Raw genomic sequence first — 17,425 nt, 5'->3', positions numbered from 1 at the left:
CCCCCAAACGCAAAAGCCCGGCGGCATCGCCGCGGGCCCGAAAATTAACGCAGGCCTTCAACTTATACGGACAAGTCGTTCATTCAAAGAGGAAAAACGCAAACACCTATCCCCCTGGGTCGCGGATTTCCTAGGCAGAATGCTGACTGAGAGCGGGCAAATGGTCGAGCGAAATCGTCACATGAATGATGCCGGGCTCGTCCGGCACGTCGGCGCGAGCGAATCCGAGCTCTCCGGCCATGCGCAACATCGTCGTGTTTTCCCGCAGCACCTCGCCGAAGATCCGCTTCAGCCCGCGGCTCTTGGCATAGTCGATGATCTCGGTCATCAGCCGGTGGCCGAGGCCTAGGCCCTTGAGGTCGGAGCGCACCATGATGCCGTATTCCGCGGTCTCACCGTCCGGGTCGGCGATGATGCGCACGGCGCCCAGGATCACCCGCCGCCCGTCCTCCTCGGCCTCGGCGACCAGCGCCATCTCGCGGTCGTAGTCGATCTGGGTCAGCCGGGCTGCGAATTCGTGGCTGAAGCTGCGCATGGCGCTGAAGAAGCGCAGCCGCACATCCTCCGGGCTGGACCGCTGCAGCATCTCGCGGATCGCCGGCTCGTCCTCTGGCCGCACCGGCCGCAGCGTGACCTCGCGCCCGTCGCGCAGCGCCAGGCGCTGCACCAGCCGCTGCGGATAGGGCCGGATGGCGAAGCGCGGCGTGCCCGCCGGCAGCGGCGGCTGCACCCGGATCGCGGCGCCGGGCGCCAGCACGCCCGCGGCGCCGGCCAGCAGCGGGTTGATCCGCAGCGCCGCCACCTCCGACAGGTCGGCGGCCAGCTGCGACAGCTTGACCAGGGTCAGTGCCACGGCGTCCAGGTCGGCCGCCGGCCGGCTGCGATAACCCTGCAGCAGCCGCCACACCCGGGCGCGCATCATCAGGTCGCGGGCCAGCACCGCGTTCAGCGGCGGCAGGGCGGCGACGCCGTCATGCAGCAGCTCGGCCGCGGCGCCGCCCTGGCCGAACAGCAGCACCGGGCCGAACACCGGGTCCTCGTCGATCCCCAGCACCAGCGGATGCGACTCGGGCGGAATGGGGGCGCTCTCGGGCAGCAGCGGAATGCGGTAGGCATCGAGCACCGACCGCGACTCGGCTGGGCTCAGCTCGGTCCGGCCCTCGGCCAGCGCCGCCGCGATCACCGCCCGGGCGGCATCGGCATCCGGCTGGAACTCCTCCGGCAGGGCCGGCGGGGTCTGCATCAGCAGCCCCTGGTTTCGCCGATGCCGGGCCAGGTGCATGAAGGCGCGCGCCGCTTGGCCGGGCGTGTCATAGGCGGGGATATGGGCCTCGGCGAACAGCCGCCGGGTCTCGGCGGCGGCGCCCAGCCAGCTCGCCAGCACCGGCGGGCGGCGGCCGTCGCGCTTCGTCGCCGCGGCGACCACGCCAGTCACGGCCCGGGCTGCTTCGACCGGGTCGGTAATGGCGCTGGGACCGTTCACCACCAGCACCGCGTCTCGGCCGGGGTCGGCCAGCAGCGCCTCCAGCGCCCGGGCGAAGCGGTCGGCCGGCGCCGCGTCGCCCAGGTCGATCGGACCGGATGCATCGGCGCCGGCCGCCCGCAGCCGTGCCAAGGTCGCCGGCGTCGGTACGGCCAGGGTCCCGCCGGAATCGGTCAGGGCTTCCGCCGCCAGCAGGCCGAGTCCGGCGCCATTGGTCAGGACCGCGAGTCTTTCGCCGCCCACCTTCAGGTCGCTGGCCAAGGTCTCGACCGCGTCGAACAGCTCGGCCAGGTCGAACACCCGCAGCATGCCGGCGCGGCGGAAGGCGGCGTCGTACACCGCATCCGGCCCGATCAGCCCGTCTGCGTCACCGGCCCGCATGTCGCCGCGGCCGGGCCGGATCACCACCACCGGCCGGGTACGGGCAGCCAGCCGCGCGGCCGACAGGAATTTGCGGGCGTGGCTGATGGTCTCGATGTGCAGCAGCACGGCGCGGGTGCGGATATCGGCGGCCAGCCAGTCCAGCATGTCGCCGAAATCGACATCGGCCATGCCGCCCAGCGACACGACATGGCTGAAGCCGATGCCGCGCCGTGTTGCCCGGTCCAGCACCGCCGCGGCGACCGCGCCGGACTGGCTGACGAAGGCCAGGTCGCCGTCCTTGGGCGCGAGATGGCCCAGGCTGGCATTGACGCCGTGATGCGGTGCCATCAGGCCGAAGCCGTCGGGGCCGAGGATGCGCAGCAGATGTGGCCGGGCCGCGTCCAGCATCGCCTGGCGCAGCCGGGCGTCGTCCGGGCCCTCGGCCGCCGCCGGCCGGTCGATGCCGACGATGGCGGCGGCGCGGGTGCCGCGGCCGCCGAGCTCGGCGATCAGCCCGGGGAGGACGTCGGGCGGTGCCGCGATCACCGCCAGGTCCGGCGCCATCGGCAGGGCCGCGATCGAGGGGTAGGCGAGGGCGCTGCCGACCGACCGGGCGCCTTGGGTGACCGGCATCACCGGGCCGCCGAAGCCGCCGGCGAACAGGTTGCGCGCCAGCACGGCGCCGACCGGGCCATCGGCGATCAGGGCGATCGAGGCCGGTCGAAACAGGGCGTCCAGGTTGCGCACCGACATCGCAGGCTCCCGCCGGAAACCACTGCTTCAGGGTGGCGGACGGAAAGCGCGGGCTCAAGCGGGGATGTCAGGCTCTGGTGTCGAGGGCCGTTCGATACCGCTCCGCCATCGTCTCGTCGAAGCAGCAGAAGATCACCCGTTGCACCGCGGGCGCCTCGGGCAGCATCTCCTTCACCGTCGCCACGGCGATGCCGGCAGCGCGGTCGGGTGGGAAGCGGTAGATGCCGGTGCTGATGGCCGGGAAGGCGATGCTCGCGCAGCCATTGTCCTGGGCCAGGCGCAGCGCGGCCCGATAGCAGCCGGCCAGCAACTCGTCCTCGCCCCGGCCGCCGCCCTGCCAGACCGGGCCGACGCAATGGATGATGTGCCGCGCCGGCAGCCGGTGGCCTTTGGTGATACGGGCCTCGCCGGCCGGGCAGCGGTCCAGGGTCCGGCATTCGGTGAGAAGCTCGGGGCGCGGCGGCGCGGTGGATGGCGCCGTCGACGCCGCCACCGCCCGACAAGGCCGAATTCGCCGCGTTGACGATCGCGTCGACCTGCAGCCGGGTGATGTCCCCGACCGTGATCTCCAGCGATGCCGTCACCGCGCGGTGCTCATCGGATTACTCCGCGGCGTTCTTCTTGTCGGACTTCGCGCGCTCGATGCCCTCGACGATCATCTCCGCCGCCCGCTGCGGGCCGTCCCAGCCCATGATGCGGACCCACTTGCCCTTCTCCAGGTCCTTGTAGTGGGCGAAGAAATGGGCGATCTGGTCGCGCAGGATCTCCTGCAGATCCTCGTAGCTCTGCACCTTGTTGTAGTAGGGGTGCAGCTTCGACACCGGCACCGCCAGGATCTTCTCGTCCTGGCCGGCCTCGTCCTCCATCAGCAGCACGCCGACCGGGCGGGCGCGCAGCACGGCGCCCGGCATCACCGGCTCGCGGCCGACGACGATGACGTCGACCGGGTCGCCGTCGCCCGACAGGGTGTGCGGGATGAAGCCGTAATTGCCCGGATAGGCCATCGCGGTGTGCAGGAAGCGGTCGACGAACATCGCGCCCGATTCCTTGTCGAGCTCGTACTTCACCGGCACCCCGCCCATGGGGTTCTCGATGATGACGTTGACGTCGAAGGGCGGGTTCACCCCGACCGCGATCTTGCTGATATCCATGTCGGCCCTGGTCTGTGGTCCTCGGGGGTTCCGGGCGCGGACCATAATGCGGACCGCGCCCGACCGCTAGTGCCGAGCCATTCCCTCCCCGCGCATCGCCCCGTCTTTTTTGTGCGATGCAGCGAAACCGACTACCGTCGCTGCGCCAGGGCGTCGTAGGCGGCCAACGCCGCCGCGGTGACGATCTCATTCACCGTCGCGCCCATCTGAACCACCTGGGCCGGCTTCTGCAGGCCGCACAGCAGCGGGCCGATCAGCGAGGCGCCGGCCAGCTTCTGGATCATCTTGGCGCCGATATTGGCCGCGTTCAGCGCCGGCATGATCAGCAGGTTGGCTGGGCCGGACAGGCGGGCGAAGGGGTACAGGCGCTTCATCAGCGCATAGTCCAGCGCCACCTCGGCGGTCATCTCGCCGTCATATTCGAAATCGACCCCGCCGGCCTTGGCGCGGGCGTCCATGATGGTGACCGCGTCGCGGATGCGCTGGGTGAACTCGCGCATCGGCTGGCCGAAATTGGAGGAGGAGACGAAGGCCAGCCGCGGCTCGTGCCCCAGCGACCGGGCCTTGGCCGCGGCCTGCAGGGCGATGTCGACCAGCAGCTCCGGGTCCGGCCGTTCATGCACCGTGGTGTCGGCGATCAGCACCGTGCCGCCGCGCACCGTCAGCATCGACAGGCCGAAGGGCACATGGTCCGGCGCCGGGTCGATCACGCGGGTGATCTCCTCGAAGCAGGTGGTGAAGTTGCGGGTCAGGCCGGTGACCATGGCGTCGGCGTCGCCATGCGCGACCATGCAGGCGGCGAAGATGTTGCGGCCCTGGTTGACCATGCGGGCGACGTCGCGCTGCAGCAGGCCCTGGCGCTGCAGCCGGCGCCAGACGAAGTCGATATAGCGCTCATTGTGCTGCGACAGCCGGGCGTTGTGGATCTCCAGCTCGGCCACGGTCGCCTCGGGCAGGCCGATCCGCGCCATGGTCTCGCGCACCCGCTCCTCGCGGCCGATCAGGATCGGCGTGCCGTAGCCGGCGGCGCGGAAGGCGATGGCGGCGCGGATCGTCCGCTCCTCCTCGCCCTCGGCGAAGACCACGCGGGTCTCGGCCGACGCGACCTTGTCGAAGATCAACTGCAGCTTGTCCGCGGTCGGGTCCAGGCGGCGGCGCAGGCTCTGGCGATAGGCGGCGACGTCGGTGATCGGCTTGCGGGCGACGCCCGATTCCATCGCCGCCTCGGCCACCGCCAGCGGGATCTCCTCGATCAGCCGCGGGTCGAACGGCACCGGGATGATGTAGTCGGGGCCGTAGCGCAGCCGGCGGCCGGAATAGGCGCTGTCGACCTCATCGGGCACGTCCTGCCGCGCCAGCCGGGCCAGGGCGTGGGCCGCGGCCAGCTTCATCGCCTCGTTGATGGTGCTGGCGCGGACGTCCAGCGCGCCGCGGAAGATGTAGGGGAAGCCCAGGACGTTGTTGATCTGGTTCGGATAGTCCGACCGCCCGGTGGCGATGATCGCGTCCGGCCGCACCGCCTTGACCTCGTCCGGCGCGATCTCCGGGTCCGGATTGGCCAGGGCGAAGACGATCGGCTTGTCGGCCATCGACTTGACCATGTCCTGGGTCATCGCGCCCTTGACCGACAGGCCGATGAAGACGTCGGCGCCGTTGACCGCGTCGGCCAGGGTCCGGTGCGGCGTGTCGACGGCATGCGCCGCCTTCCACTGGTTCATGCCGTCGGTGCGGCCCTGCCAGATCACGCCCTTGCTGTCGCACAGGATGATGTTCTGCGCCGGCACGCCCAGCGACTTGAACAGTTCGACCGAGGCGATGGCGGCGGCGCCGGCGCCGTTCAGCACCAGGCGGGTCTCGCGGATGTTGCGGCCGGTCAGCTCCAGCGCGTTGATCAGCCCGGCCGCGGCGATGATCGCCGTGCCATGCTGGTCGTCGTGGAACACCGGGATGTCCAGCAGCTCGCGCAGCCGGGCCTCGATGATGAAGCAGTCCGGCGCCTTGATGTCCTCGAGGTTGATGCCGCCGAAGGACGGGCCCAGGAAGCGCACGCAGTTGACGAATTCGTCGACGTCGCGGGTGTCGACCTCCAGGTCGAAGCCGTCGACATCGGCGAAGCGCTTGAACAGGACGGCCTTGCCCTCCATCACCGGCTTGCTGGCCAGGGCGCCGAGGTCGCCCAGGCCCAGCACCGCGGTGCCGTTCGAGATCACGGCGACGATGTTGCCCTTGGCCGTGTAGTCGTAGGCCGTGGCCGGATCGGCATGGATCCTGAGGCACGGCGCGGCGACGCCCGGGGAATAGGCCAGCGACAGGTCGCGCTGGGTGGTCAGCGGCTTGGTCGCGCTGATCTCCAGCTTGCCGGGGCGGCCCTGGGCGTGCAGGGCGAGGGCATCGTCGTCGAGCGAGTTTTTGGTCATTGGGTCCGGCGGCGCAGCGTGACGGGCCGAGTACTGGACCTTCGGCGGGAGGGACCGTCAAGCCCATTGCGGTCTGGCCTGCCCGACTGTGGCTTCGGTGCAACGCCGCGCCATCTTCGCTCGGCCTCTTGAAAAGGCGCTTGCGGAGCGCAGCGGCGATCCCGTATCTCTCGATCCTACTCCAAATTCCAGGGAGGATCGTGCAATGACCATCGTTCTCGCTTATCGCGGCAAGGCCGCCTGAACGTCTGCACGATCAGTCTTCGTCGACTCACGACCTGACACCTTCCCTGCGCTGACCTGATCGCTGCCGACACGCCGGACGTCCCTCACGGGCCGCCTCCGACGACTCCGCATCCGATCGTCCCTCCAACCATCCACCCCATTCCGCCCGGCATCCCGCCGTGCGGATTCGCCCCGTCCGACCCGCATGGGCCCGGCCCGTGTCGGCCGGACGGTTTTTCCACCTCCAAATCTCATGGAGACCATCATGTTCGTTTCGAACGAGAAGCGTGCCTTCCGTCCGTCGTTGTCGCTCGTCGTCGTCGCCTTTGCGGAGCTGGGCCGCGTCCTCGTGACGCCGCGCCGAAAACCCCGCGATGCCGACTCGCTGAGCGAGCATCTGAAACGGGACGTCGGGCTACGATCTTGATACGGGCGCGGGGCGGGGCCATCGGGCTCCGCTCCGCCGCTTCCCGTCGATAGATCCGCCTTCCATCGGCCTCCGGCCGGGCGCGACCGCAAGTCGCCGCCCGGGCCGCGGGGCATTCGACGCTGGATAGGACTGCAATCATGTACGCATATCGTGCGCCGCCCCAGCCGGCTGCGCCGGCGGTGCGGCTTGTCCCCCTGGTCACGGCGCAGGACCGGGCCGTGTTCGGCTCGCTCCGGGTCGCGCCGGACCAGTCGGGCTTCGTCGCCTCCAATGCGGAGTCGATCGCCGAAGCCGACACCTCGCCCTGGTGCGCGGCGCTCGGCATCTGTGACGCCTTCCATGGCGGGCCGGTCGGCTTCGTCATGCATGCGCTGGACCCGCAGGACGGCCATCGCTGGATCTACCGGCTGATGATCGACGTCCGCTACCAGGGCCGCGGCTTCGGCCGCTCCGCCCTGCGGGCGACGCTCGGCATCCTCGACCGGCTGCCCCGCAGCGAGCGGGTGCTGCTGGGCGTGGTGCCGGGCAATGCCGCCGCCCGCCGGCTCTACGCCTCCGAAGGCTTCGTCGAGACCGGCGAGACCCTCGGCGACGAGCTGGTGCTGCAGCGCGTCCTGCACCGAGTCGAGGCCGCCTGACCGGCGGCCTCGACTTCCCCTTATTCCAACGGATTGAAGCGGGCGCCGGCTTGGGCAATCGGTTAGGGGAACATATACCCATATTGCCATGCCCGGGCTTGACCCGGGCATCCAGAGATCCCGATGCCGCTCTGGGTGGCCCCTGGATCGCCGGGTCAAGCCCGGCGATGACAAAAATAGAAGAATGGCGAGCGTCTCTCTTCACCTGACTAAACCCTTGGGGCCATCGCAACCGCGTTCCGACATCGTCGCGTGCGTGCTACGGTCCGCCCTTCGCCGATCCGATCCCGCATCCCCGTGTCGACAGCCTTGCCCGACAGCAGCACCCCCGCGACGACCGATCCCGCCGTCACGCCGATGATGGCGCAGTATCTGGAGGCCAAGGCGGCCCATCCGGACTGCCTGCTGTTCTTCCGCATGGGCGATTTCTACGAGATGTTCTTCGACGACGCGGTCAAGGCCGCGGCGGCGCTCGACATCGCCCTGACCAAACGCGGCCAGCACCAGGGCGAGGACATCCCGATGGCAGGCGTCCCCGCCCACAGCCACGAGGCCTATCTGGCCCGGCTGATCCGGCAGGGCTTCCGCGTCGCGCTGTGCGACCAGACCGAGAGCCCGGAGGATGCCCGCAAGCGCTCCGGCAAGACCCTGGTGCGGCGCGAGGTGGTGCGCATCGTCACCCCCGGCACCGTCACCGAGGACGGGCTGCTGGAGCCCCGCGCCGCGAATCACCTGGTGGCGCTGGCCGATGTCGCCGGCACCCTGGCCATCGCCGCGGTCGACATCTCCTCGGGCGAGCTGGTGACCGAGCCGACTGCGCCCGACCGGCTGGGCGCGGCCCTGGCCCGCTTCGACCCGAGCGAGATCCTGTTGCCCGAGCGGGTGCTGCAGAATCCGGAGCTGTTCGAGCTGCTCGGCGACTGGAAGATGCGGCTGACGCCGCAGCCCTCCGCCCGCTTCGACAGCGAGAACGGCCGGCGCCGTCTGCAGGACCTGTTCCGGGTCGGCACGCTCGACGCGTTCGGCAGCTTCGAGCGGGCCGAGGTCGCCGCCGCCGGTGCCCTGGTCGATTACATCCAGCTGACCCAGAAGGCGCTGCCGCGGCTGTCGCCGCCGCGGCGCCTGCCGCGCGGCGCGGTGATGGAGATCGACGTCGCCACCCGCCGCAACCTGGAGCTGACGCGGACCCTGTCGGGCGACCGCCGCGGCAGCCTGCTGGCCGCGATCGACCGCACCGTCACCGGCCCCGGCGCCCGGCTGCTGGCGGGCCACCTGGCGGCGCCGCTGACCGACCCGGAGGCGGTGGCCGAGCGGCTCGACGCCGTCCAGGCGCTGGTCGAGGATTCCAAGCTGCGCGACGACCTGCGCACCCTTCTGCGCGCCTGCCCCGATGCGGAGCGGGCGCTGACCCGGCTCGGCCTCGGCCGCGGCGGGCCGCGCGACCTGGCAGCGATCCGCGACGCGCTGCGCCAGGGCGGGCACCTGCGCGAACGGCTCGGCGCGCCGCGCTTCCTCGACCTGCCGCCGCTCCTGTCCCGCGCCGCGGCCGAGCTCGGCGAGCATGACGCGCTGGTCGACCGGCTGTCCCGGGCCCTCGCGGAGGAACTGCCGCTGCTGATCCGCGACGGCGGCTTCATCGCCCCGGGCTATCTGCCGGAGCTGGACGAGGTCCGCACCCTGCGCGACGAATCCCGCCGGCTGATCGCGGCGCTGCAGCAGCGCTATGTCGACGAGACCAGGATCTCGACGCTGCGGATCCGCCACAACAACGTCATCGGCTACCACATCGAGGTCTCGGCCAGCCAGGCGGACAAGCTGCTGCAGCCGCCGCATGTCGGCACCTTCATCCATCGCCAGACCATGGCCTCGGCGATGCGCTTCACCACGGTCGAGCTCGGCACGCTGGAACGCTCGATCGGCGAGGCGGCGGACAAGGCGCTGGCGCTCGAGCTCAGGCTGTTCGCCGACCTGGTCGGGGAAGTCACCGGCCGGGCCGAGGCGATCTCGGGCGCCGTCCGCGCCCTGGCCGGCTTCGACGTCGCCGCCTCGCAGGCGGAATTGGCGGTCGAGCGCCGCTACTGCCGGCCGAAGGTGACCGGCGATACCGGCTTCCGCATCAAGGGCGGCCGCCACCCGGTGGTCGAGATCGCCCTGGCCGAGGCGCAGGGCGGCGCCTTCGTCGGCAATGACTGCGACCTGTCGGAAGACCGCCGGCTGTGGCTGCTGACCGGCCCGAACATGGCCGGTAAGTCGACCTTCCTGCGCCAGAACGCGCTGATCGCGGTGCTGGCCCAGATGGGCGGCTTCGTGCCGGCGGAGGAGGCCGAGATCGGCGTGGTCGACCGGCTGTTCAGCCGCGTCGGCGCCGCCGACGACCTGGCCCGCGGCCATTCCACCTTCATGGTCGAGATGGTGGAGACGGCAGCGATCCTGAACCAGGCCGGCCCGCGTGCGCTGGTGATCCTGGACGAGATCGGCCGCGGCACCGCCACCTTCGACGGGCTGTCGATCGCCTGGGCCTGCGTCGAGCATCTGCACGAGACCACCCGTTGCCGGGCCCTGTTCGCCACCCATTACCACGAGCTGACGGCGCTGCAGGCGCGGCTGCCGCGCCTCGCCTGCCACACCATGCGGGTCAAGGAGTGGCAGGGCGACATCGTCTTCCTGCACGAGGTCGCGCCGGGCACCGCCGACCGCTCCTACGGCATCCATGTCGCCCGCCTGGCCGGGCTGCCCGCCGCCGTGGTCGGCCGGGCGCAGGAGGTGCTGGAGGCGCTCGAGGCGGGCAAGGAAGGCCGCAGCGTCGCCCGGCTGGTCGACGACCTGCCGCTGTTCTCGGCCGCCGCCGCGCGCCCGGCCGCAGCGCCGGCGGCGCCCAGCGGCCCGTCCGAACTGGAGATCGCGCTTACGGCGCTCGACCTCGACGCGATGACCCCGCGCGAAGCGCTCGAACGGTTGTATGCTCTGAAGGCTTTGCTCATTTAAGACAAATCATGCCCGACGAGACCCTTGCCCGTCCCGGCCTTCGCGGCCGCCTCCGCCGCTTCCTGCCGTATGGCGCGGCCGCCGTGCCGGCCGCCCCCGCGCCGGCTGCGACCCGGCGTGGCGGCGAGACCATCGAAGCGCCGCTCGACATCATCGACCCGGCGGTGCTGGAGCAGCGGCTGCACGAGGCGATGGACCAGGGTGACGCCCAGGCGCAGCGGGCCGCGATCCTGGCGGTGCTGCGCGAGGCCCTGGCCGCCGGCCGCGCCGTGATCCGGCGCCGCTTCGTCGATGAGGCCGGGTCGGCCGATGCCTGCGTCGCCGAATCTGCCTGGCTGATGGATGTGCTGATCGGGGCGCTGGCCTCGCTGACCGTGTCGCGACTGTTCCCGGTGTCGAACCCGACCGTGGGCGAACGCTTCGCCGTCGCCTCGGTCGGCGGCTATGGAAGGGGCGAGCTGGCGCCGTTCTCCGACATCGACCTCCTGTTCCTGCTGCCCTACAAGCGCAACCCGCGGGTCGAGCAGGTGGTGGAGTACATGCTCTACCTGCTGTGGGACCTCGGGCTGAAGGTCGGCCATTCGGTGCGCTCGGTCGACGACTGCCTGCGCCTGGCCCGCACCGACACCACCATCTGCACCAGCCTGATGGAGACGCGGCTGCTGTGGGGCGAGCAGTCGCTCTACGACACGCTGCGCCGCCGCTTCGTCGAGGAGGTGACGGCCGGCACCGGCGCCGCCTTCACCGAGGCCAAGCTGGCCGAGCGCGACAGCCGCCACCGCCGCATGGGCGACAGCCGCTACGTGCTGGAGCCGAATGTGAAGGAGGGCAAGGGCGGCCTGCGCGACCTGCAGACCCTGTTCTGGATCGGCAAGTACCTGTATCAGGTCGACGACGTCGACGGCCTGGTCGCCAAGGGCGTGCTGACCGGGGAGGAGGCGCGGCGCTTCCGCCGGTCCGAGAGCTTCCTGCTGGCGCTGCGCTGCCACCTGCACTACCTGACCGGCCGGGCCGAGGACCGCCTGACCTTCGACCTGCAGCCGGAGCTGGCGCGCGTCGCCGGCTACACCGACCATGCCGGCGCCAAGGGCGTCGAGCGGCTGATGAAGCACTACTTCCTGGTCGCCAAGGAGGTCGGCAGCCTGACCCGGATCTTCTGCGCGGCCTTGGAGGCGGAAAGCCAGCGCCGGCCGAAGCGGGGCCTGGCCTTCCTCGGCTTCTCGGCGCCGATGGTCGACGGGCTGCCGCTCGACGGCGACCGCATCAGCCTGGCCGGCGAGAAGCCGCTGCGCGACCATCCGGTCGACATCATCCGGCTGTTCCGGGTGGCCCAGGCGCGCGACCTCGACATCCATCCGGCGGCGCTGAAGCTGATCACCCGCAACATCGACCTGATCGCAGGCCTCCGCGACGACCCCGAGGCGAACCGCATCTTCCTCGAGATCCTGACCGCGGAGCAGGACCCCGAGATCCCGCTGCGGCGGATGAACGAGGCCGGCGTGCTGGGCCGCTTCGTGCCGGATTTCGGTCGGGTCGTGGCCCAGATGCAGTACGACATGTATCACACCTACACGGTCGACGAGCACACGCTGTTCGCGCTCGGCATCCTGCACCGGATCGAGACCGGCAAGGCGGCGGAGACGCTGCCGCTGGCCACCCAGGTGATGCGCAAGACCGGGTCGCGCCGGGCGCTCTACGTCGCCCTCCTGTGCCACGACATCGCCAAGGGTCGCGGCGGCGACCATTCGGTGCTGGGCGCCCGGGTGGCGCGCAAGCTCGGGCCGCGCTTCGGCCTGACGCCGGAGGAGACCGAGACGGCGCAGTGGCTGGTGCGCTGGCACCTGCTGCTCAGCGACACCGCCTTCAAGCGCGACATCGAGGACGACAAGACGGTGCAGGACTTCGTCGCCGCGGTGGAAAGCCCGGAGCGGCTGCGCCTGCTGCTGGTGCTGACCGCAGCCGACATCAGCGCCGTCGGCCCCGGCCGCTGGACCGCCTGGAAGGCGACGCTGATGTCCGAGCTGTACCACCGGGCCGAGGAGCGGCTGTCCGGCGCCGACGAGGCGGTCGGGGTCGAGCATCGCGTCGGCCAGGCCAAGGACCTGCTGCGCCAGGCTCTGGCGGACTGGCCTGCGGCGTCGGTCGAAGCCTATGCCGGCAAGGTCAGCCGCGGCTATTGGCTGGCCTTCGACGGCGCCACCCAGGCCCGCCATGCCCGGCTGGTGCGCGCGGCGGAGGCGGAGGGCGAGCCGCTGGCGGTCGACATCCAGGTCGACCGCCAGCGCACCGTGGCCGAGCTGACCATCCACACCGCCGACCATCCCGGCCTGTTCTCGCGCCTGGCCGGCGCCATCGCCGTCTCCGGCGGCACCATCGTCGAGGCCAAGATCTTCACCTTCGCCGACGGCATGGCGCTCGACACCTTCCTGGTCCAGGACGCGGTCGAGGGCGGCGCCTTCGACGCGCCGGAGAAGCTGGCCCGGGTGCGGGTGTCGATCGAGCGCAGCCTGTCCGGCGAGATGAAGATGTCGGCCGAGCTGGAGCGGCGGCACCGCAGCTATCCGCGGCTGCATTCGGTGTCGATCGCGCCGCGCGTCCTGGTCGACAACGAGGCCAGCCGCACCCACACGGTGATCGAGCTGAACGGCCGCGACCGGCCGGGCCTGCTGCACGCGGTCGGCCGGGCCCTGACCGGCCTGGGGCTGCAGATCTCCTCGGCCAAGATCTCCACCTTCGGCGCCCGCGCCGTCGACGTGTTCTACGTCAAGGACGTGTTCGGCCTGAAGGTGACGCACGACGCCAAGCTGGCACAGATCCGCAAGACCCTCGGCGAGGTCCTGGCCGACCCGGTGGCCAAGCCCGTTTCCGCCGCCCCGAAGCGGCGCCGCCGCGCCGGCCGGTCGGCGGCATGAGTGTCATCTCCATGTCGGCCCAGAATGTCTGCTCTCCCCCTCCCCTTGCGGGAGGGGGCAGGGGGAGGGGGTGTCGATCGAAGAGTGGCGGCGCGAGGTCATACGAAGACACCGTCCGATCGATCGACATTGATCTCTCGGCGCCAAACCCCTCCCCCTACCCCCTCCCGCAAGGGGAGGGGGAGGATGAAATCAGGGGCAAGGACATCCGATGACCCCCGAACGCATCGCCGTGATCGGGCTCGGCTATGTCGGGCTGCCGGTGGCGCTGGCCTTCGCCCGGCGCTTCCCGGGCACCATCGGCTTCGACATCGATCCGGCCCGGGTCGTCGCCCTGCGCGACGGCCATGACATCACCGGCGAGGTCGAAGCGGCCGATCTCGCCGGCAGCGGCCTCGCCGTCACCGCCGACCCGGCCGATCTCGCCGGCGCCGGCTTCTTCGTCGCCACCGTACCGACCCCGATCGACTCCGAGCGCCGGCCGGATTTCGGGCCGCTGCTGCGCGCCTGCGAGACCATCGGCCGGGCGCTGACCCCCGGCGCCGTGGTGGTGTTCGAATCCACCGTCTATCCCGGCGCCACCGAGGAAGTCTGCGGCCCGGCCCTGGCCCGCGCCTCCGGCCTCAGGCCCGGCATCGACTTCGCCCTGGCCTATTCGCCGGAGCGGATCAACCCCGGCGACCGCGAGCACCGGCTGGAGCGCATCGTCAAGGTCGTGTCGGGCCAGGACGACGCGACGCTGGAGCGGGTGGCCGCGGCCTATGGCGCCATCGTCCCGGCGGGGCTGCACCGGGCGCCGTCGATCCGCGTCGCCGAGGCGGCGAAGGTGATCGAGAACACCCAGCGCGACCTCAACATCGCGCTGATGAACGAGCTGGCCATGATCTTCGACCGGCTGGGCCTGCGCACCGCCGATGTGCTGGCCGCGTCCGGCACCAAATGGAACTTCCTGAAGTTCCAGCCCGGCCTGGTCGGCGGCCACTGCATCGGCGTCGATCCCTACTACCTGACCGCCAAGGCCGAGGCGGTGGGCTACCGGCCGGAGATGATCCTGGCCGGCCGCCGCATCAACGACCAGATGGGCGCCTTCCTGGGGGCCAAGCTGGTCAAGGTGCTGGCGCGCCAGGGCCGCACCATCCTCGGTGCCCGGGTCGGCATCCTGGGCCTGACCTTCAAGGAGAACGTGTCCGACCTGCGCAACAGCCGGGTGCCGGATATCGTGGCCGAGCTGCGCTCCTACGGCATCGAACCGCTGGTGCACGACCCGCTGGCCGATCCGGCGCGGGCGCGGCACGAATACGGCCTCGACCTTGCCGGCCTCGACGCCTTCCGCGACCTCGACGCGCTGGTGCTGGCGGTGCCGCACCGGGCCTATCTCGACCGTCCGCGCGACGAGCTCTGGGCCTGCCTGCGCGAGGACGGCCTGGTGATGGATGTGAAATCGGCGCTGGATCCGGCGAGCGTGCCGCCCCGCCTGGCCTATTGGAGCCTCTAGATGCCTGCCCCCACCGCCGAGCCGATCCTGGTCACCGGGGCCGCCGGCTTCATCGGCTTCGCCCTGGCCCGGCGGCTGCTCGACGCCGGGCACCGGGTGGTCGGGGTCGACAATCTCAACCCCTATTACGACGTCCACCTCAAGGAGGCGCGGCTGGAGCGGCTGGCCGAGCGCCCGGGCTTCGCCTTCCGCCGGCTCGACATCGCCGACCGGCCGGGCATGGCCGAACTGTTCGCCGAGGTGAAGCCGGGCCGGGTGGCGCATCTCGCCGCCCAGGCCGGGGTGCGGCATTCGCTGACCCATCCCGAGGTCTATATCGACGCCAATGTCGTTGGCTTCCTCAACGTGCTGGAAGGCTGCCGCCACAACGGCGTGCGCCACCTGGTCTACGCCTCCTCCAGCTCGGTCTACGGCGCCAACACGGCGATGCCGTTCTCGGTGCGCCAGAATGTCGACCATCCGCTCAGCCTCTACGCCGCGACCAAGAAGGCGAACGAGCTGATGGCCCATTCCTACAGCCATCTCTACCGCCTGCCGGTGACGGGCCTGCGCTTCTTCACCGCCTACGGCCCCTGGGGCCGGCCGGACATGGCGATGTTCCTGTTCACCCGCGCCATCCTGGAAGGCCGGCCGATCGAGGTGTTCAACCACGGCCACATGCTGCGCGACTTCACCTATGTCGACGACCTGGTCGAAGGCGTGGCCCGGGTGCTGGACCGGGTGCCGCAGCCTGACCCCGCCTGGTCCGGCGACCGGCCGAACCCGGCCTCGAGCGCTGCGCCCTACCGCCTGTACAACATCGGCAACACCCGGCCGGTGGCGCTGCTGGACATGATCTCGGTGCTGGAGCGGGCGCTGGGCCGCGAGGCGCAGAAGGCCTTCCGCGACCTGCAGCCCGGCGACGTGCCCGAGACCTATGCCGATGTCGAGGAGTTGGAGGCGGCCGTCGACTACCGCCCCTCGACCCCGATCGAGGTTGGCATTCCCCGCTTCGTCGAATGGTACCGCGGCTACTACGGCGTCTGATCACAGATCCTTCGGGATCAGCGACCGCACATCGGCGCCATTCACCAGGAGCTTGCCGGACGGATCGATGACGATGTCGTAGTCGCGGGCCGACCGGCCGTCGGGCAGCGTGGTCTGCCGGCCCAGCACCTGCACCATGGTCAGTCCCGCGGCGGCCTGGCTGGCCTGTGGGTCGGCCTGCAGCGCCTTGACGAGCCCGTCGATGCCGGTCAGGCGCATCCGCAGGGTGCCGGCAGAGCCCAGGCCGGCATCGGGATTCATCGCAATCTCGCCTTTGAGATCGAGCGCCCCACCCGGCGCGGTGAGATGGATGCCGTCGATCCGGAAGCGCGTGCGCGATGCGAGCATCCATCCTGCGGCGTCCTCGGGGGTGGGCTCGCCCGAGAGAATCTGGGCTGAGAGGATCGTCCAGAGCGGCGCGTTGTCGATGGAGATCTGAGCGGTCGCTTCGACCGGAAGCCAATCGGCATAGGCGGTCGTCGGCTCGACCGCCAAGCCCTTGCCATCAATCCGGACGCTGATGCGAACGCCATCCCGATCGAAAGCGCTGGCCGCGGCGCCGAAATCCAGCGATTCGGCCTTGATCCGGACCGTTGGGGTCGAAGCGACCAAGCCTTGGACCCTGGTCTCCTGACGGCTGTCAGGCCCGATGCCGCCGAGAAGGGTGTCCAGCAAGGCTTGCACCGCCGGATCATCGCCCGGTGCCGGGTCGGCCTTCCCCGCGTCTCCGGCAAGGCGCTTGGCCAGCGCGATGGCCGATGCGCTCAACGCCACCACATCGGTGCCCTGGCTGCCGGTCTCGTAGACGATGCGGTCGGCGCTGATCGTGCCGGTCCCGGCTGGCGACGGTCCCGCCAGAGCCTCCAGGACGATGCGGGACGTGAGGTCGGATCGCCCGTCCTCCGCGGCTCGCCGCGTGCCGGATATCGTCAGCCGCTTGATCGTCGGCTGCGGACCGGCGGGATAGGCCTGTGAAGCGATGGCATCGGTTCCCTTCTCCAGGGTGACCTGGTTCAGGATGATGTCATGCGATGCGCCGGGCCGATCTCCCAGTTCAATGGTCCCCGTCGTCTCCTGGCTCTTGGCGACCAGCCGCAAAGGCGGCTCCCCGGTCCATTCCAGCCGGCACGAGAGCGGATCGTCGGCGGTGAGGGAAAATGATCCGGGCCGGATCGGGTCGGCGCGCAGCCGGCTGGCGGCGCAGAACAGCACGGTCGGGCTGAACAGCCCCCCGAAGCCTCGGGACAGCAGGGACCGGGTGCCGGGAGATGAAATCTCGTAGCCGGCACCGTCCGGATCGACCCGCCAGCGGCCGATCGACAGGGTGGCGGGCAGGCGCCACACCAGGTAGTTCGCCTCTGCGGGATCCAGCGGCACCCCCGAGGCCACCCAGGATTCCAGCACCGCCTTCAGCTTCGCGGCTTCCTCGGGTGTCGCCTGGGCCCAGGCCGGGCCGGTCGCAGCCGTCATCGCCCCGAGGAGGCCCAGGGCCAGGCACAGAAACCGCCGCATCGTTTGTTCTCCCCCGTTTCCACCACTATGGCGGC

The 17,425-nt window shown here is 70.7% G+C and carries 11 protein-coding genes and 1 pseudogene; 6 read left to right on the top strand and 6 right to left on the bottom strand.

The window, feature by feature from the left end:
* Window positions 1-130: 130 nt before the first annotated feature.
* The 5 genes and pseudogenes from QFZ27_RS01040 to QFZ27_RS01020 form a co-directional block, all read right to left on the bottom strand.
* Window positions 131-2,599: a bifunctional acetate--CoA ligase family protein/GNAT family N-acetyltransferase gene (locus QFZ27_RS01040; protein WP_429224221.1), complete on the bottom strand. Its 2,469-nt coding sequence runs from the start codon at window positions 2,597-2,599 to the stop codon at window positions 131-133.
* Window positions 2,600-2,666: 67 nt separating this feature from the next.
* On the bottom strand, window positions 2,667-3,092 hold the full coding sequence (locus tag QFZ27_RS01035) for a macro domain-containing protein (protein ID WP_429224220.1): 426 nt from the start codon (window positions 3,090-3,092) through the stop codon (window positions 2,667-2,669).
* A pseudogene (locus QFZ27_RS01030) lies at window positions 3,085-3,183 on the bottom strand (RNase III inhibitor); the annotation flags it as partial. The gene QFZ27_RS01035 and the pseudogene QFZ27_RS01030, both read right to left, overlap by 8 nt.
* An 18-nt stretch (window positions 3,184-3,201) precedes the next feature.
* Entirely contained in the window at window positions 3,202-3,750 is a 549-nt protein-coding gene (gene ppa / locus QFZ27_RS01025) for an inorganic diphosphatase (RefSeq protein ID WP_429224219.1), read from the bottom strand.
* 131 nt (window positions 3,751-3,881) lie between these two features.
* A complete protein-coding gene (locus QFZ27_RS01020) occupies window positions 3,882-6,167 on the bottom strand; it encodes an NADP-dependent malic enzyme (protein ID WP_429224218.1) in 2,286 nt (761 codons plus the stop codon).
* A 490-nt stretch (window positions 6,168-6,657) separates the two neighbouring features.
* Between QFZ27_RS01020 and QFZ27_RS01015 the strand changes: the two genes are divergently transcribed.
* The 6 genes from QFZ27_RS01015 (at window position 6,658) to QFZ27_RS00990 (ending at window position 15,878) form a co-directional block, all read left to right on the top strand.
* Window positions 6,658-6,819: a hypothetical protein gene (locus QFZ27_RS01015; protein WP_186002653.1), complete on the top strand. Its 162-nt coding sequence runs from the start codon at window positions 6,658-6,660 to the stop codon at window positions 6,817-6,819.
* 140 nt (window positions 6,820-6,959) lie between these two features.
* Window positions 6,960-7,460: a GNAT family N-acetyltransferase gene (locus QFZ27_RS01010; RefSeq protein ID WP_429224217.1), complete on the top strand. Its 501-nt coding sequence runs from the start codon at window positions 6,960-6,962 to the stop codon at window positions 7,458-7,460.
* A 357-nt stretch (window positions 7,461-7,817) separates the two neighbouring features.
* On the top strand, window positions 7,818-10,445 hold the full coding sequence (gene mutS, locus QFZ27_RS01005; RefSeq protein ID WP_429232406.1) for a DNA mismatch repair protein MutS: 2,628 nt from the start codon (window positions 7,818-7,820) through the stop codon (window positions 10,443-10,445).
* A gap of 8 nt (window positions 10,446-10,453) precedes the next feature.
* Window positions 10,454-13,357, top strand: coding sequence for a [protein-PII] uridylyltransferase (locus QFZ27_RS01000; RefSeq protein WP_429224216.1), 2,904 nt, complete (start codon window positions 10,454-10,456; stop codon window positions 13,355-13,357).
* A 211-nt stretch (window positions 13,358-13,568) separates the two neighbouring features.
* The gene (locus QFZ27_RS00995; RefSeq protein ID WP_429224215.1) at window positions 13,569-14,852 is read left to right on the top strand and encodes a nucleotide sugar dehydrogenase; all 1,284 of its coding nucleotides are present in this window, start codon (window positions 13,569-13,571) and stop codon (window positions 14,850-14,852) included.
* Window positions 14,853-15,878: an NAD-dependent epimerase gene (locus QFZ27_RS00990; RefSeq protein WP_429224214.1), complete on the top strand. Its 1,026-nt coding sequence runs from the start codon at window positions 14,853-14,855 to the stop codon at window positions 15,876-15,878. It abuts the gene before it with no gap.
* Here the strand turns inward: QFZ27_RS00990 and QFZ27_RS00985 are convergent, their stop codons facing one another.
* On the bottom strand, window positions 15,879-17,390 hold the full coding sequence (locus QFZ27_RS00985; RefSeq protein ID WP_429224213.1) for a hypothetical protein: 1,512 nt from the start codon (window positions 17,388-17,390) through the stop codon (window positions 15,879-15,881).
* Between the last annotated feature and the right edge of the window lie 35 nt (window positions 17,391-17,425).

The organism is Inquilinus ginsengisoli (assembly GCF_050434925.1).
GTDB classification, from domain to species: domain Bacteria; phylum Pseudomonadota; class Alphaproteobacteria; order DSM-16000; family Inquilinaceae; genus Inquilinus; species Inquilinus ginsengisoli_B.
The sequence above is the reverse complement of the archived record's forward strand: the minus strand, read 5'-3'. Positions and strand labels throughout refer to the sequence as shown.

What these genes read in the sequence shown, in the direction of transcription:
- QFZ27_RS01000 (WP_429224216.1), top strand. Translation starts at nt 10,454, where the DNA reads ATGCCCGACGAGACCCTTGCCCGTCCCGGCCTTCGCGGCCGCCTCCGC.
- QFZ27_RS01040 (WP_429224221.1), bottom strand. Translation starts at nt 2,599, where the DNA reads ATGTCGGTGCGCAACCTGGACGCCCTGTTTCGACCGGCCTCGATCGCC.
- QFZ27_RS01020 (WP_429224218.1), bottom strand. Translation starts at nt 6,167, where the DNA reads ATGACCAAAAACTCGCTCGACGACGATGCCCTCGCCCTGCACGCCCAG.
- QFZ27_RS00995 (WP_429224215.1), top strand. Translation starts at nt 13,569, where the DNA reads ATGACCCCCGAACGCATCGCCGTGATCGGGCTCGGCTATGTCGGGCTG.
- QFZ27_RS00985 (WP_429224213.1), bottom strand. Translation starts at nt 17,390, where the DNA reads ATGCGGCGGTTTCTGTGCCTGGCCCTGGGCCTCCTCGGGGCGATGACG.
- ppa (WP_429224219.1), bottom strand. Translation starts at nt 3,750, where the DNA reads ATGGATATCAGCAAGATCGCGGTCGGGGTGAACCCGCCCTTCGACGTC.
- QFZ27_RS01010 (WP_429224217.1), top strand. Translation starts at nt 6,960, where the DNA reads ATGTACGCATATCGTGCGCCGCCCCAGCCGGCTGCGCCGGCGGTGCGG.
- QFZ27_RS01015 (WP_186002653.1), top strand. Translation starts at nt 6,658, where the DNA reads ATGTTCGTTTCGAACGAGAAGCGTGCCTTCCGTCCGTCGTTGTCGCTC.
- QFZ27_RS00990 (WP_429224214.1), top strand. Translation starts at nt 14,853, where the DNA reads ATGCCTGCCCCCACCGCCGAGCCGATCCTGGTCACCGGGGCCGCCGGC.
- mutS (WP_429232406.1), top strand. Translation starts at nt 7,818, where the DNA reads ATGATGGCGCAGTATCTGGAGGCCAAGGCGGCCCATCCGGACTGCCTG.